This is a genomic window from Methylobacterium iners, assembly GCF_022179305.1.
GTDB lineage: Bacteria > Pseudomonadota > Alphaproteobacteria > Rhizobiales > Beijerinckiaceae > Methylobacterium > Methylobacterium iners.
This window is the reverse complement of sequence record NZ_BPQP01000099.1, coordinates 1-14,745: the sequence shown is the minus strand read 5'-3', so window position 1 is coordinate 14,745 and position 14,745 is coordinate 1. Positions and strand designations below refer to the sequence as shown.

Genomic DNA, 14,745 nt, shown 5'->3' with positions numbered 1-14,745 from the left:
TCCTGTTCAGGCCTGAACCGGTGAGAAGCAAGCGAGCAGCTTGGCTGAAACGAGTTCGGCGACACCTGGGCTGTGCAGATGGATGCCGAACTCGCGCCGCACATCGGTGTCTGACGGATCGGCGGAAAGCCAGTTCTGGCTCGAGATCACGACGTCGTCCGCGTCCCACCCGAGCACCTTGGCATGGAGGGATGGGGCGACCTGGGGCTGCAAGTCGAGGCCCGTCATGTCCAGACCCGCGATGATCGCTGCGCGATCCGGCTCCTTGGCCTCTGGCTCGTGTCCGTAGGCCAGATGTGCGGGGACATGCTTCTCCTTCGTTGCCTGTGTTGCCTCTGATCGGCCGAGCGGAATGAGGACGGCTTGGCGAGCCGCGATTGAGAGGCGGTGACTTGTGACGAAGATGCGAGCTTCGGCTTGTGCCTTTGCCTGCAAGACAAAAGCTTTGTGGGCCGGCCCGAGCACGAGGCGGGCAAAGGGCTGGCCGGGCTTAACCTCCGTCCGCGCGGTCCGAGCGAGCTGCGCAGCATAGGCCGCCAGCTCGGAGGTGAGTTCGGTCCAGTGACCGTCACGCCCGCAGCTAAGTTCGGCGGCCTGGAAGAGGAGATCGGCGACGATCGCCGCGTCCCGGAGCCGTACAGAGGCCTCGATCAGCTTCATCGCGGAGGAAAGCCAGTTGCACGAGCCGAGCAGTGCGATCGGTGCTTTGCCGTGGCGGTCAGCGATCACGAATTTCGCATGCGATCGAGTCGATGACGGGTGCAACCGGATGAGTTCGTCTTCCCCGGTTCGGGCTAGGTCGCCGCGCAGCTGGGCCACGGCTGCGCGTGAGCGGCCGGATGAGCGCGGGTCGTCGCTCTCTCCCCAGAGCAGGTCCACCCGCGCTCCACGATGGGCCGCAGCGATCAGGTCGGGCTTGAGCCTGGCGAAGGCTGCGGCGCTGACAAAGGTCGAGTGGAGGATGACGCGCTGGCGCGCGTCAGCGAGCAGCGACCGGAGCCCCTGCTCATTCTCATCGGCGCCGATGATCAGGTCGTCAGCGGCCATGGCGAGCGGGCGCGCCGGAAGCAGGGCGGGTCCGGGGACGGCGGCTTGGCGCGGCTCGGAGGTCGGGACGCGACTGTTGCCGGATGGCCGGTGGCTCGCGGCCGCTTGACGGATTGCCTCGGTCAGCGCGGTGGGCGCTCGCTCGGGCAGGCCTTCGACGCTCCCACCACGCACTAGTACCAAGCCGAACCGCTCCATCAGGCGGTCGCCGGCGGGATCGAGCGCGACGAAGGTCTCGTCTTCCTGGAAGAGGTGCGAAACCAGGTCTTGGATCTCGAATTGAGCTTCAATCTTACGCGGCTCTAGCCACACGATTGCCTCGCGCTCTGCCCGCTCCTGCACGGCGTTGCGGTGAAGGAACGGCATCTCTCTCGGCTTGAAGATGCTGCCGGTGATCCGGTCGACGACGAAGTTCATCCAGCGCGACAGGGGACGGGCGATCACGGGTAGCTCCGCGCGAGCTGCAGCGACCACGCCCGCCGGACTGGCCTGGAAGACGGTCCCGCTGCCGTCGGGCCGGAGCTCGACCCAGCCCGCGCGCATCAGCCGAATGAGCATCTCCAATGCAAGGCGGCGGTGCATCCGGCCTTCCCGGGCGAGGTCATCGGCAGAGCTCGGCCGTTCCACGAGGCTGGCCAGGACGATATGCTCGGCGACGCTCCAGCGGCGGCCTTTTTCCAGGTGAAAGCGGCGCTTGCCCCGAAACAGCGGGACGGCAACCCGCACCGAGCTCACGACCTGCCCTCCAGCTTGGCGAAGGGCTGTCGAATGATTGTCCCCGCCTCGGCAGTCTGGAACGTGTCGAACAGCGAGCCGAGGAACTCGACTGGCTCGCTCTTGCCGGCGATCCGCGCACCTTTAAGCACCTCGTCGAGGAAATCGAACGACCCGACCAGAATTAGCCGCCATTTCGCCCGGCTGAGCAACACGTTCATGCGCCTGAAATCTGACAGGAAGCCGAGCGCGCTCTTGATATTGCTGTGATCGTTGTTGCGCACCAGCGACACGATCGTGATGTCGGCCTCGCTGCCCTGGAACGAGTCCACGGTGTAGCAAAACCGGTCGTCGCCGGTCGGAGATCGGAAGCCGCGGTGGCGTGGGGAAAGGGCGTCTTCACCGTCGAACTGTTCTCCCAAACGCTTCACTTGCTGTGCGTACGGCGACAGGATGGCGAGTGTTGGCGCCTCGTCGCCTGGCACGGCATCGAGCTGCTCGAGAACACGGGCCACAGCTTCGCGCTCGACCGTGTTGTGCCACCGCGGCGACTGCTCGCCCAGGACCTGGCCGGCGCTCTTCTGCTTCGCCGGCATGTCCACGAGCACAATGGGTGCGCTGGGCAGCTTCTGCTCGTCGCGCGAGCGGATTGGACACGTCTCGGTCCGAAACCGTTCGGCCGCCTCCGGGTGGGTGATCAATGGCGGGCTGGTACTGTCGTTGTAGAAGGCGCCCGCGATCATCTCGGCAATCACCGGGTGCATCCGGTGCTGCTCGTTGAGGCGCGCGGCGAACGTGACACCTGGCCTGGTCCGGTTGCGCTCGAACTCGGCCTCGATGAGGCTTTGAAACAGGGTCACTGCCTCGATTGCACGGGCGCATAACGCCGGCGCGCTCTCCTCATCATCCTCGATCTCGTCGAGGATAGTCTCGGTGGTCTCGTCACGCAGTGATCGACCGATATACTCTGCACCGCGCCGCAGCGCCTTCACGACGCTCTCGGGCTTGCTGAGCAGCGCGACCATCTGCTCGGAGCCGAAGGGCGGCAGCTGCTTGTGGTCGCCGATCATCAGCCGGCGATGGGAGAGAAGTTGGGGCGCGATCAGCTCACTTCCCGTCGCCTTTCCCGCCTCCTCGATGATGGTCCAGTCGAACTGACTGCGCTCTTCGAGCAGGCGTTCAAGGTCGGCGGAGTTGGTGGTCGCAAAGACGAGATTGGCCGCCCGCATCACCACGCCTTCGAAGTTGCGCACGCCGGCAGGCGAGCGCCCGCCAGTCTGCGCCTTCGGGCGAGCGTCCCGGATCGCATTCTTCTCCAGCTGAACCAGCTCGTCGCGCAGCTTGGGGCGGGCCGACTGGACCAGGTCGCTTTTGACGAGATCGGTCAGGATAGCGCGCGACACCTTAGGCACGGTCAGATCCGATCGGTCTTCGGCCTCTCGACCGGATCGGCAGCGCACGATCAGCGGGTCGTCCTGCCCCTGAATGAGTTTGGGGACGACCTCGGAAAGCAGATGGTCGACCGCGGCATTGCTCTGTGCGCTCATCAGCAAGCGCATTGCAGCGTCGCCGACGAACCTGCCGCTTACCAGCTGTCGGACAAGCCGCGTCTTGCCGACACCGGGCGGGCCCTGGACGAGGAATAGCGGCAGGATGGCGATGATCTGAGCCAAGGCGGCGCGCTTGGAGTCGTCTAAGCCTGCCAAGGCGGGATCAGGAAGCGGCGCGTCGTGGCTCTGCGCCAGCTCGCGCGCCGGTCGGGTGAGCACCTTGAGCAGTTCCGCGTGCCCGCGTAGCGCTCCGAGCGCCTTCAGGCGCCGACGCAGCTGCGCATCGCGTCCTACGGCGTCTTCAGGCACCAAGTACAGCTCGTCTGACAGATCGGGGCGATTTGCTCCGGTGAAGCGAAACAGCGGCTGTCGACCAGGAAGTCTGATGACACGGTCGAATTTCCAGTCTGAGTCGCGAGCCGAGCGCTCACCGAGCGAGCCGCCGGTGGTGAGCGTCCAGCCCTCTCGGCGACCGGCGTCGTCGGTGAGGGCGGCGACCAGCCTATTGGCCGGCGAGCGGAGATCGAGTGCCTCCGACAGTGCCTCCCGATCCGGGTCGAGACGTGGTGTGAGGAAGATTACCTCCTCGTCGGCGTCGACGTCGATGCCGGGCGGCGGCGATGCGACCGCGACCGGGAAGGCTTCAGCCACCGCGAACAGGAGCTCGATGATAAGTGTCAGCGTCAAAGCTCGGTGGACGAGCTCCTCATCTGTCGCGGGCGCCTCGGCTTCCTCCAGCTTGGCCCTGACCTCTTCCCAAGATCGAACCCGACCGCGGGAGCGCGCGAACCGAGTGGTCGCTTCCTGTCTGGTCATGAAGTCGAGCATGGAGAACGGGATTTCAATTTGGCCGACAAGGCTCGCAGGCGCCGGCGCGCGGGGTTCGACGGAGTCGCAGAAGCCATACTCCCATGTCTCGTCCCCCTCGCGCGGCTTGTACCGGCCGATCCGGTAGAGCAGGTCATGGCCACGCAGGAACAACCGCATCGACCTGTCCTGGGGACGGCGCACCCCGAGCAGGAGTGGCGTGCCCGCCAAGTCCGCTTCGACATATTGCGCCAGGATGTCGGTGCTCGCGGACAGGGCATCGATGCCGAGCTGAGTGATGATTGCGCGGCCTAGGTCCGAGTTGGATCGGAGATCTAGGACCAAGTGTAGCTTGATGTCCCGTCCGGCCACGTCAGACGCGAGCTCGGTGATGATCTGATCGATTCGCTCGACCACTACCTCGCCGTCGAGCCGATCAAGGTATTCGATCCCCGCCAGGTGGCGCAGCAGGCGCACCTCGTTGGCGCGAAGATGGTCGGAGACGTTGAATGCGGCGATCTCGAGCTGCTCGACCCTCGACCAGTCGGCTTCAATCAGCTGCGCCGCAAGACGACCGAACATGTGCCAGTCAGTGCGGAACGAGGCGGTCTCTGCGGGTTTGCGCAGGGCGCTCTTCTGAGCGGCAGCGGTGCTCATCAGCCGCATCGACCATTCGAAGCCGGTCAGCTGGAAGTCAGGTTCTTCGCCGCCTGCGGTCAGGACCGACCAGGCGTCGAGGTCTCGGTGAAGCAGCCCCTCGGAATGGAGGGCCTCCAGCGCCAGTGCGATCCGGCGCAGATTGCGCCACATGAGATCGCGGTTCTGCGGCGAGCGAGGCAGCCTCAGACGATGGCCGCGCGGCGCGTTGTTCAGGATCGGAGCCAGCGGGCGACGCTGGCCAGGATCAATCACTAGGTAGAAGCCGTCCTTATCCTCGCCGGCGTCGTGCAGCTTGGCAATCACTTCATGGGCGTCGGGGTGCCCGGCCATGCGGTGCAGCTGGCGGATCTCGTGCCGCCAGATCGCCTCGATGTCGCGGTCGTCTTGCTTTGCGAAGCGAGGCCATACCTTGATGAGGACCGCCTGACCTTCGTCGCCGACGCCTTCATAAACCCCCACCTGTCCGGTGCGGCGATCGGGTGGGCGAAGCGCACCGTCATCGACCCGGAAGCGGTCGAGAAAGCCCTGCCGCCTTCGTCGCGATCGATCAGCCACTCACCATGCCTCTTCTAGCGTCGTCACGCATTATTGTGCAGATCGTCTTGTCGCGGGGCCAGAGCCGAAACTCAATATCAGCTGTGTGATCGACTCGATCAGCTCGGCGGCGATGGACGGCACCGGCACGGCATGCGGTTTATGATCCTTGCTCGTTAACCAGTCGATGGTTCGCTTGGTCGAGTTTCACTGGTCGACGTGGACGCGTGCGATCTCTTGGACGCGTTTGCCGGTCGCATGATGAGCTGGAGCCTGCCGAGCCGGTAGGCGCGAAGAGGAGGGTCTTTCCGACAGACCGGGTAGGTCCTTTGGAAGGGTCTAGGACCTGTAGAAAAAGCCGTCTCTCAATCAGCGTCGCGCAACCGTCGATGCTGAGCCCGATGTGTACCAAACACGCTGGTGCGGACGGCGGGACTTGAACCCGCACTCCCGATGGGAAGCAGATTTTCTTACCACTTCGGCTTTCGCCGCCGCCGATTCGGCGTTCGTGGTCTGGACTGTCCCTTCACCTTAGCCTTTCGGCCGTAGGTGCCGCCCGTCCAGTCTCTACACCTTCCGCCTGCGAGGCAGGGGCTTGGCTCGGGATTGGCCTAGAGCTGCTGCCCGTTAGCTTTCCCCGACTTTGAGCGGTTCTACTCCGGGCGTTTCCGCCCGGGCACTCCAATGAAGTCTGCTGCGTCTACCGATTTCGCCACGTCCGCGTGAATTTCGTCGTGCCACAGCGTGCGCCGGAGCGCGAGAGCGAAGTTGGTCCGACTTCCGGCGCCTCCTGGCTCCTAGCTGGCTCCTAGCGGGATCCCGTCTTCACCAGCGAGTGCTGGGATATTAACCTAAGATATTGATCATACGCGAAAACCTGCCGCCGAGAAAAAATTGCGGCACCCGAAAGAAAAGGGTTTTTAAGGGGTCGGGTGCGGCTCAAGGCACGTCGCCTCAAGCAGCCGACGTGAGCTGATCGCCCCTGTGCAGCGGATCGGACTGGTCGCAAGCCTTCAGAAAGGCTGCGACTTCAGCCAACGGCATCGGTCGGCTGAACAGGTAACCCTGCATGAACAGGCACCCGAGCGAACGTAGCACAAGCATCTGTTCCTGGGTTTCCACCCCTTCAACGATGCAGGCGATCCGCAAATTCCGGCATAGATCCACGATCGATCGCACGATGTCACGACAAGCCTGATCAGTTGCCACGTCCGCGATGAAGCTACGGTCGATCTTCAACTTGTCGAGCGGAAGCTTGTGCACGTAGCTCAAGCTCGAATAGCCGTTGCCGAAGTCATCGATGGCGATTGCGATGTTCAAGGCCTTCAGAGACATCAGCGACTGCCTTGCGTCCGCACAGTCGCGCATCAAAGCGGTTTCCGTCACCTCGAACAGGATGCGCTCTGGTCGAACCCCGCTACTCGTGATGAGCCCAGCCATCTGCGCCATGGCCGCCGGCGCAGCGATGTCGCAAGTGGATAGATTGAACGACAGCGCCACGTCCTCGGGCCAGCCTTCAAGAGCGGACAACGCCTTCGCAAACAAGCTGCGCGTCAGTTCCTGGATCAGCCCGGAACGCTCAGCGACCGGTATGAAGTCCATTGGCGACACACGTCCAAGGTGGGGGCTATCCCAACGTGCTAGGGCCTCGAAGGCCACGACCTTCGTGGACGTCACATCCATGATGGGTTGGTAGACCAGCTCGAACTCCGCCTCCAGATCAGCATGCCTGAGCGTCTGCTCGATGAGGCTCTGACTGCGCAGGTCCGTCTCATGCTGAGCAGTGAACAGGATCGCAGTGCCGCGATGGTGCGATTTGGCAAAGTAGAGCGCGTAGTCAGCGCGTTCGACGAGTTGCTCGGGCGTGTCCGCGGTGGTCGGATAGATTGCAAGCCCGATTGAGGCGCGCACCTCAGCCGTTGTGTTGCGCAGAACGTACGGCCTGCTGAGTGTGTGACACAGGGCATGACCAAAGCCCCTTTCGTCCGCCACGTCATGGAAGATCAAGCCAAACTCATCACCGCCGAGCCGCGCGGCCCAGCCGATGCCTTCCATCGTGCTGCTGAGACGGCGGCCGACCTCACGCAGAACCTCGTCCCCTGCCTGGTGGCCATAGGTATCGTTGACGGGCTTGAAGCCATCGAGGTCGATCATCGCGATGGTGAACGGTGTGCCTGTCAGCGCATGCTGCTCGATCTTCGCCGCAAGTCCGGAGAAAAAACAGCGCCGGTTCGGCAGCTCCGTCAGCATGTCGAGATTGGCTAGCCGTTTGTTCTCATCGCTGATCTGAACGAGGTTCCTGAAGTCGCGATAGAAGACGTTTTGCATGAACATCATCGCAGCGACCACTGCGAGGAAGTTCAGGGCCATTGCTGTGACAATGACATGGCCAACCATGACGAAGTATATCGCTAATGGTAGAGCGACAGCACCGATGATCAGCGTAGCCGACCGAAGATGAACCAGGCAGAAGATGCAGGAGATCATCGTGACGGCAAGAAAGAAGATGATTTGAGTTTTTGAGGATGGAGCATTGTACGACCAGAGCACCACGCCCCACCCCGCAACAGCCACACACAAGATCGCGGTGAGCCGGTTGGTAACCTGAAGGCGCTTCAGAGCCTCATCGGGTTTGAGCTCCAGCTTGGTGCGACGCGCCCAGGTGATGGCCCGGATCAAGCAGACCGGGAGCAGGACGACGAGCGGGTAGAGAACCAGCCAGTCCGGAGCGATGCCGTACTGTGTGACGCCGAGAGCAAGGGTGTTCACGCCGAGGATGGCGTAGAGAACAGGAACTTGTCGCGTCAGGGCCGTAGCCTGTGCAACGAGGAGCTTGGGCTCACTCGGTGTGACAGCGAACAGGCGGAAGAAGGTCTTCATCGCAACCATCGCTGTGGCCTTCCCGCCAGACGCATGCGGCCTGCGTTACTGCTCGTGAGAGTGCACCGAAGGCTGGCTCCGGGGCACCTGATTGGTCTCAGCTGCTGTAGACCCTGGTCATCGCGATCAACCTGGTCACGCAAGCCTCAAGCTTGAGGATCTCAGCCTCAACTGTGTCCAGTCGCAGCTGATCCCGAACCGGGCTTCTACCGAGTGCGACCGCGATCTCACGTAGCCGCGCCAGGTTCTCCTCCAGCGTGAGGGCGAGCGCCTCGATGTGATGACCACGCGGTCCAAGGTCGATGCCCTCGGCAAGGGCTGAACTCAACAGCTCGGTGATATGATCGACGTCACCACTGCGGCTGGTCCGGGTGGGTAGGATGTGGATGTCGGCCATTCTGCCCTCACGCAGCGCGCACAGTGGCGAGGAAGCGTGCGACCTCGCTGCTCAGGTGCTCGGATTGACGCGACAACTCCGAGGCCGAGGACAGCACCTGGCTCGCCGCCGCACCTGACTCCTCCGCCGCGCTCGCCACGCCACCGATGTTCGTCGTGACCTGGCTGGTGCCCACGGCAGCCTGTGAGACGTTGCGCACAATCTCCTGTGTGGCCGCGCCCTGCTCCTCGACCGCTGCCGCAATGGTGGTGGCCACGCCGCTGATCTCCTGGATCCGCGTCGTGATGTTGCCGATGGCGCTCACGGCCTGACCGGTCGAGCCCTGGATGCGACCGATCTGGCTGCTGATCTCCTCCGTCGCCTTGGCCGTCTGCGAGGCCAGCTCTTTCACCTCAGTCGCCACCACCGCAAAGCCGCGACCAGCCTCGCCGGCACGAGCCGCCTCGATGGTGGCGTTGAGCGCCAGCAGGTTGGTCTGACCCGCGATGGACGAGATCATCGCCACGACGTCGCCGATCTTCGACACAGCGCCGCTGAGTTCCTGGACGAGAGCGGCTGTGTGGTCAGCCTCTGCCACCGCCTTCTGCGCCAGGTTGGCCGAACCGTTCACCTGCCGGCCGATCTCCTCCACCGACGAACCAAGCTCCTCGGCGGCAGCAGCCACGGTGTTCACGTTGGCCGCAGCCTCCTCCGCCGCAGCCGCGACGGTCGTGGACTGATTGGCGGTTTGGGTTGCCGTTCCCGCCATGCCCTGTGCCGTGGCCTGCAGCTCGGTCGCAGCGGCCGTCACCATCTCGACGATGCCGCCCACGGCCTGCTCGAAGCTGTCTGCCATCTCGCGCATCGCAGCCTTGCGCTGCGCCTCCGCACCAGCACGAGCGAGTTCCGTCTCCTCCTCCAAGGCGCGGCTGCGAATCATGTTATCCTTGAACACCTGCACGGCTCCCGCCATGGCGCCGAGCTCGTCACGCCGCTCGGTGCTTGGGATGGCGGTCGTGACATCGCCCTGCGCCAGCGTGTTCATGGCGGTCGTCATGCCCGTAAGCGGACGAGCGATACGGAGATAGCTGAACGCCATGGCACCCGCCGCAATAAAGGCGGCCAAGCCGAGCGCGATCCAGGTCGAAGTGGTGGCACTGGCCTCGGCTGCGGCAACAGCGAGCGCCGCGGCCTCCGAGCCCTTCTGGTTCAGCTCAGCCGCCTCATTCAGCACGGCAACGGCAGCCTGGTAGTTCGTGCGCGACTCACCCTGCAGCAGCTGAATGCCGTCCGCCGAACGGCCCTTCTCGACGACCGCGACGATCTTGCTCCAGAGCTGACCGTTGGCCGCCCACCTCTCGCGGAAGCTGTCGGCGAGCTTGCGCTCCTCAGGCGAGGTGATCAGCGGCTCGTAGCGGGTGAGGTGCTTCTGCATGCGCACCTCGACATCGCCAAACTGCTTCAGGGCGGCGGCGCGATCCGCGTCCGTCTCGGCGGTCAGGTAGCGGTAGCTGCGAATACGCGAGTCAAGGAGCGTGGCCTGCATCTGTCTGACGACATCGACCGACGGCATCCAGCTCGTGGTGATGTCCTTGACCTTCTCGTCGATGGCACTCAGCGATCGTAAGCCTGAGATGCCTTGCCCAAGCGCGACGATGGCCAGCAGGGCAAACAGCCCCATCAGGGTGGATTTGATTGACAGACGCATAGTGAGGACTTGGCTCCCACGGCGTGACTACGTGCCCCCGCGGCGATCGATCACGAACCCGTGTGCTGTCATCCTCGTGTCATGAAGCTTGCGCGCAAGTTAATGACGCGCAGAAAACAGGCAAATGCGGGAGAAATAGGCAAGGGCTGCCGACGCAGTGCCTAGATTGCTGCGCAAAGAGCACTTTTAGATTGTTTCCGCTTGGTTATTCAACTAAAAGTCGTTGAAGATCTGCGTTCACGTCGGCATCTCAGCCAGATCGCGTCATAGTCGCGCCAAGATCTTTTTCGTTTCGGTAGTCCTGCTCTCGCATTAGGGCCTGCCCAGCATCCGTCAGGAACCAGGCCGTCTCGCTCCTGCGGCGAGCTTGCCAGCGTGCGGAACTTTCCTTGGCAAGCCGATGCGCGGCCAGCGCCGGCGTGACGGACGGGTAGGCACCGCGACGCGGTCATCCGGATTGAGGGCGCAGGAACGCAGGGCTTCGAGTTGGCGGCCGCGGACAGGTGCCGTTGTGTCGTCACTCACTCCTTCCCCGGCCGCGCTAGCAGGATCGCCGTGCGCACCGCGCTGCGCTTGGAGGCGTCCTTGATCTTCGAATCGGCCAGCATGTCGACAGCGAACGTGCTGGCAGCAACCGCAGCGGCGAGGTCAAAGGTATGGCGATTATGCCGTTCGCACATGGAAGACGGTTACATCTTGAGCCCGAATTTTGGGCCGAGCCACATCATCATGACGTAGAGGGCAACCGTCACGACGCACCCAAGCGCGAGGGTGGGCCATAAGGTCATGCCACGCCGCAGAAGGGCTGAGATGACAAGAAACATCGACAGCGACCGTCTACGCAGGGCTGCCCTTCGCTGAAAGATCTTAGATGAGTGACTGAACGTGAAAGCGCCCTAAAGGTTCTCTCAAGGGCGGTTAGGGGGTCTCAGCTGCTGTAGGCCTCGATCATCGCGATCAATTTGGTCACGCACTCGTCAAGCTCGACAATTTGATCTTCAATCGTGTCCAAACGCTGCCGATGGCGAACTGGGCTCCTGCCGGAGTTCAGCCGCGATCTCACACAGCGTCGCTAAGTTGTTCTCCAGCGTAAGAGCGAGAGCGTACATGTGATGTCTACGTGGACCAAGATCGACCCCCTCCGCCCACGCTGAAGTCAGCAGCTCTGTGAGGTGTTCGACATTGCTGCCGCTGGGGCGAGAAGGGAGGACGTGGATGTCGGCCATCACACCCTCACGCAGCGCGAACGGTCGCAAGGAAGCGGGCCACCTCGCTGCTTAGGTGCTCGGACTGACGTGACAGCTCTGATGCTGAGGACAGCACCTGGCTGGCCGCCGCGCCCGTCACCTCCGCAGCGCTCGCCACGCCTCCGATCTCCGTTGTGACTTGAGTGGTGCCCACCGCCGCTTGTGAGACGTTGCGCACGATCTCTTGGGTCGCTGCCCCCTGCTCCTCGACCGCAGAAGCAACAGATGCCGTGACGCCATCAAGCTGCGTGATGCGAGCTGCAATTGCCGCAATGGCCTCCACAACCCGCTGTGTCGAGTTCTGGATCGTGACGATCTGATCGTTGATGCTGCTGGTAGCCCGGGCTGTCTGCCCAGCCAGTTCCTTGACCTCGGTCGCAACGACCGCAAAGCCGCGACCAGCCTCACCGGCCCTGGCAGCCTCGATCGTGGCGTTGAGCGCGAGCAGGTTGGTCTGGCCGGCGATGGATGAGATCATCGCCACCACATCCCCAATCTCAGACGTGCCTTTGCTCAGCTCCTGCACGAGGGTAGCAGTCTCTTGCGCCTCAACAACGGCTGAACGGGCAAGGCCTGCAGCCTCCTCAATCTGTCGTCCGATTTCCTGCACCGACAAACCCAGCTCCTCGGCCGCCGCAGCAACCGTGGTGACGTTCAGTCCAGCCTCATGAGCAGACGCAGCAACTGAGTTCGACTGCTTGGCGGTTTGGATCGCGGTGCCGGCCATGGATTGTGCGGTGCTCTGCATCGCGTCGGCTGCTGCAGCCACGTGCCCGACGATCCCGTTCACAGCCGCCTCGAAGACGCGCGTGGTGGCATCGATGCGCTCAGCCTGCCGCACCTTCTGGATTTGCTCCGCTTGGCGCTCTTCGGCCGAGTTGCGTGCCAGCACAGCGTTATCCTTGAACGTCTGCACGGCGCGGGTGATGTCCCCAACCTCATCCTGTTGGGTTGTAGCCGTAACCGCAACTGTAAGGTCACCTTGAGCAAGCTTGAGCATGACCGCAGTTAGCGGACGAAGAGGCCGGATCGCTCGAAAAGCCCACAATGCAAAGCCAGCCGCAATGAGAGAGGCCAAGCCGCACAAGGCAAGCATCAGGAGCGTGAAGGTCTGGGAGACGCTGCGCACGTCGCTGCCGGTCGCCTGGTTGCGCGCTTCTTGAAGGTCGATGAAGCGGTTGATGCGGGCCAGCCATTCCACGAAGGCTGGACGCGCTTCCTGTATCAACAGCGCACGGGCTTTGTCGGTGTTGCCGGCCTGCTGGTTCTCGATCACGCTCTTCATCAGCGGCAGGGTTCTGGCTTCCGTCTGCTTGATGCTGTCGAGGATCATGCGCTCCTCGGACGTCACGCCGGCCTGCTCGGCGAACATGCGGTCCATGTTCGTCGCTGAGCGTGCATAGGCCTCGGTGAGCCGCGCGATGTCAGTCAGGACCTCACTGCGGCCTGCCTGATCGGTGACCAGGGTGAAATCGCGCAGGCTGATCGCGCGATCATGAACGCTGCCGCGGAAGTTGATGGCATAGCGCTGCTTGACCGAATTGAAATCGTTGATTGTTGTCAAGCTATTGTCGATTGACCGAACTTGCGAGATGCTGAACGCAGTCAGGGCGATCATCATAGTGACCATGACTACGTAGCCGACCATAACTTTGGTCGTGAGGCGCAGGTTAAGGGACATCGACAGAGCCATCCGTTTTTAGCGAGCAAAGCTCGAATGGCTCAAAAATCCTAAATTTCTCGTTTACTTATCTCCTTACTAGGCGCGTCCCTCAGGGCCCTGGATCGCTCATGTTTGTGCAGCCTGGAGGCGGAGAAGAACCTGATCTAAGGTGGGGCCGCGTGTCGCCTTAGGGTCAGACTAGCTCCTCATCGGTCGAGCGAGCAGGATTGCTGAACGCACCGCAGCGCGCCGTGAGGTAAGCTTCTCCTCCTGATCGGCCGCCATCTCGGTCGCAAAGTGGCTGGCAGCTACGGCCGCTGCGAGATTGACGCCATACCCTTGGCCCATCAGGAACAGTGAGGTTGTTGGGTCTGCAAAAAAGGAAGCGACAGCATCAAGATGGATGTCAGCGGTCGCCGTGACCTTGAATGATTCGCCGATTGTCGGATCGCTTGGCATGGCTGATACCTTAGGCACGCGGGATGCTAGCGCCACGCCGCTCCATCCAGAGCCGTCATGAGCCTTGTGTATTCTGGCTCCGAGCGACCCTTGCCATCCGAATGAGTTCGCCTGCGGTGAGCTTATAGGCCGGTAGGTGGGATGTTTCCTCATAGGTCGCGCTGAGGATCGGACGCCCATTGGCCAAACCGGTCGTGCGGATCGTCAAAGACCGCCTTCGCCAAAGGCGACGCAGCCGAGCGGCCTTTCCTAAGGGCTGTTGGGTCATCATGGCTCCTCGGGCAAATCACCTGCGCCGAGGCTAGCAAAGCGTGACCGTGCGCGACATCCTTGAAGTGGAAGACGGCGGCGCTAGCCGGCGAAGCCGCCCGCCGCCCGATCCATCGTTCGCTGGCGCTAGCGTGAGATCATACTGGAGGGCAGCGGTAAGGCTGGAATGCGGCGGAGGGAGTTACCTTGACGCTGGCACACCAGACTACGAGGCTCTGTTGCCCTTAGGGGCGCATTCCCCCTTTCCCCCGCCGGCAGCCGGCACGCGCGGGTTGGGCTTTCGATCCTCGTGTTCGTGGGACTAGCGGGGCGTCATGCCTGCAGGACGGCCCAGAATACCCGCACAGCCAAGCACTGATTTCGGCACTCCAATGCCGGACCAAATGCGGAGGCGATCCTGCGTCGTTGCAGAGCAGGAACAGCGTTCTTTCGACTCAGGTTGCCTGCCCAAAGCCCACCCAAACGCTTCGGAGCCGCCGCATGTTTCGCACCATCGCCGCCACCAGCTTGCTTCTATCCTCAATCCTTACGGCGCATGCACGTACAGCAACCGGCCAGGAAAAGGCCCGCCGCGGTGCGAACCGGGCGGGCTGAAGGTTGGGACGGTCCCGCCGCTGTAGCCTGTCGGGGAATAGGCAGCAGCAGGGCCGCACAATCCGATGCACCGTGTGACGCGCAAAGAAAAGCCCGCCACGGTTTGAGCCGGACGGGCTTAGCAATCATGTGCGGTTGCGCTGGCATGCCAGACACACCATTATTGCAGTGCGGGATCGCGATGGCGTCGCGGTCCGGCTGCCCTTATGGGCGTTTCCTCCCTAGACTTGGGCCGC

The 14,745-nt window shown here is 62.9% G+C and carries 9 protein-coding genes and 1 pseudogene; all 10 read right to left on the bottom strand.

What is annotated here, in order from left to right:
- Window positions 1-6 precede the first annotated feature (6 nt).
- The 10 genes and pseudogenes from MFF55_RS24410 to MFF55_RS24370 all read right to left on the bottom strand — a co-directional run bounded on the left by MFF55_RS24410 (window position 7) and on the right by MFF55_RS24370 (window position 13,645).
- Window positions 7-1,782: a phospholipase D-like domain-containing protein gene (locus tag MFF55_RS24410; protein ID WP_238246711.1), complete on the bottom strand. Its 1,776-nt coding sequence runs from the start codon at window positions 1,780-1,782 to the stop codon at window positions 7-9.
- Entirely contained in the window at window positions 1,779-5,333 is a 3,555-nt protein-coding gene (locus tag MFF55_RS24405; RefSeq protein ID WP_238246710.1) for an AAA domain-containing protein, read from the bottom strand. Before MFF55_RS24405 ends, MFF55_RS24410 begins: the two co-directional genes overlap by 4 nt.
- Window positions 5,334-5,420: 87 nt before the next feature.
- Window positions 5,421-5,567: pseudogene (locus MFF55_RS24400) on the bottom strand (site-specific integrase); the annotation flags it as partial.
- 699 nt (window positions 5,568-6,266) lie between these two features.
- Entirely contained in the window at window positions 6,267-8,192 is a 1,926-nt protein-coding gene (locus MFF55_RS24395) for a putative bifunctional diguanylate cyclase/phosphodiesterase (RefSeq protein ID WP_238246709.1), read from the bottom strand.
- 97 nt (window positions 8,193-8,289) lie between these two features.
- Window positions 8,290-8,589 carry a hypothetical protein gene (locus tag MFF55_RS24390; protein ID WP_238246708.1) on the bottom strand — a complete coding sequence of 100 codons (300 nt, stop codon included), beginning with the start codon at window positions 8,587-8,589 and terminating at the stop codon, window positions 8,290-8,292.
- Between the two features lie 7 nt (window positions 8,590-8,596).
- Window positions 8,597-10,276, bottom strand: a complete 1,680-nt coding sequence (locus MFF55_RS24385) for a methyl-accepting chemotaxis protein (protein ID WP_238246707.1) — start codon at window positions 10,274-10,276, stop codon at window positions 8,597-8,599.
- Between the two features lie 521 nt (window positions 10,277-10,797).
- On the bottom strand, window positions 10,798-10,956 hold the full coding sequence (locus tag MFF55_RS24380) for a hypothetical protein (protein ID WP_238246706.1): 159 nt from the start codon (window positions 10,954-10,956) through the stop codon (window positions 10,798-10,800).
- A 9-nt stretch (window positions 10,957-10,965) separates the two neighbouring features.
- Window positions 10,966-11,100 carry a hypothetical protein gene (locus MFF55_RS27345; protein WP_507763053.1) on the bottom strand — a complete coding sequence of 45 codons (135 nt, stop codon included), beginning with the start codon at window positions 11,098-11,100 and terminating at the stop codon, window positions 10,966-10,968.
- 409 nt (window positions 11,101-11,509) lie between these two features.
- Window positions 11,510-13,204, bottom strand: a complete 1,695-nt coding sequence (locus MFF55_RS24375) for a methyl-accepting chemotaxis protein (protein ID WP_238246705.1) — start codon at window positions 13,202-13,204, stop codon at window positions 11,510-11,512.
- Between the two features lie 180 nt (window positions 13,205-13,384).
- Window positions 13,385-13,645, bottom strand: a complete 261-nt coding sequence (locus MFF55_RS24370; protein ID WP_238246704.1) for a hypothetical protein — start codon at window positions 13,643-13,645, stop codon at window positions 13,385-13,387.
- Window positions 13,646-14,745 lie beyond the last annotated feature (1,100 nt).